At 64.0% G+C, this 1,215-nt stretch carries 1 protein-coding gene; it reads right to left on the bottom strand.

Annotation, left to right across the window (positions count from 1 at the left end):
* Positions 1-159: 159 nt before the first annotated feature.
* The gene (locus EN874_RS32125; RefSeq protein ID WP_245513842.1) at positions 160-1,065 is read right to left on the bottom strand and encodes a transposase; all 906 of its coding nucleotides are present in this window, start codon (positions 1,063-1,065) and stop codon (positions 160-162) included.
* Positions 1,066-1,215 lie beyond the last annotated feature (150 nt).

The raw sequence follows: 1,215 nt of genomic DNA, 5'->3' as shown, positions 1-1,215 counted from the left end.
TGGACTGAAACTTGCGCTTTCGAGGTGGCTCGCGCCAGCGATGCCGCAAGGCATGGAGATTTTGGCGCAGGGCTGCCAAGGGCGGTTGCGTAAAGATCGCTGCGAGCAGAGAGGCGACGATCTGGCGGGTAGCACGCCACAGCAGCGGGCGCCCGTCGCTCAAGGGGGAGAGACACCCAACTCCTGCGAGAGGGGTTCGGTCACGAGCGCGATGAGGAAGTGGGCAAGAATCCAAGGCTTTGCGATCCTTGGGTCTTTGGCGGGAGGCGCGCGCAGTCCGATCAGGCTCTTCAGACGCTTGAAGGCGAGCTCGATGCGCCAGCGCATGCGATAGAGCTTGAGAACCGTGCCGGCGGGAAACTCCTCCCGGTCGAGCGAGGTCACAAGGATGACGAAGCCGGCGGCAATCAGCGTCTGCGGTTGAACCTTGTTGCCCTTGGCCTTGGCTTCCTTGTTGATTTTGCGCCGCGCTTCTTGTGCCGCGGCCTCGGATTTGCGCAAGGCGATCAGGCGCATCCTCACGGGCTCGCCCTTCTTGAGGCCTAGCCGGACAGGCGTTTCGAAGACTTCCTCCCGGCAGCTCTCCAGGTGGCCGACGAGATCGAACGCCTCGCCGTTGGCGTCGAGCCATCGCGCATTCTTCCACGACGCGCGCACGACAACGTCGCCGCCTTGCGCCATGACCTTTGCGATCCGCTCGGCCTGCAGATAGACGCGGTCGCCGATGCGGATCTCGCCCGCCACCACCGGCACGCGGTCGATCAACTCGGCCTCGCTCTGGTCGGTGATCTCGAGGAAATCGAACTGCTCGCGCTCAAGCTCGAAGGCGCAGTGCATGCGCCAAAGGCCATTGTTCTTCTTCTCATGCGCACCAGCCTTGGCAACCGCCGTCGCATCGAGGATGCGGATTAGCCGGCCTTTGGCCAAGCCTGCATCCTCGCGCTTCAAAAGATGCCCGATCAACTGTTGCAGCCAGGGGCCTGCATTGCGCAACCGGCCGAGCAAGGCCACGTCCGAAATGTCGGCAATCCCGCTCGCCGCCGCCCAGGCCACGACGCCCCGCATGCCTACCTTGCCAAGGCAGTAAGCCAGTGTCAGGCGCAACAGGTCGCTCGCCGATCTGATGCCGCGCGGGCGCAGGAACGCCTTCGTCTCGCGAGCACTTCCTGCGATCAACTCTTCCCCGCCGAGAAGCTCAATCGTCTCGGCCCAGCC

Origin of the sequence: Mesorhizobium sp. M1D.F.Ca.ET.231.01.1.1, from assembly GCF_003999155.2 — a bacterium.
Lineage (GTDB): Bacteria > Pseudomonadota > Alphaproteobacteria > Rhizobiales > Rhizobiaceae > Mesorhizobium.
The sequence above is the reverse complement of the archived record's forward strand: the minus strand, read 5'-3'. Positions and strand labels throughout refer to the sequence as shown.

Bases quoted from the DNA above. Each gene is read 5' to 3' on its own strand.
- EN874_RS32125 (WP_245513842.1), bottom strand. From the start codon at position 1,065: ATGCGGGGCGTCGTGGCCTGGGCGGCGGCGAGCGGGATTGCCGACATT.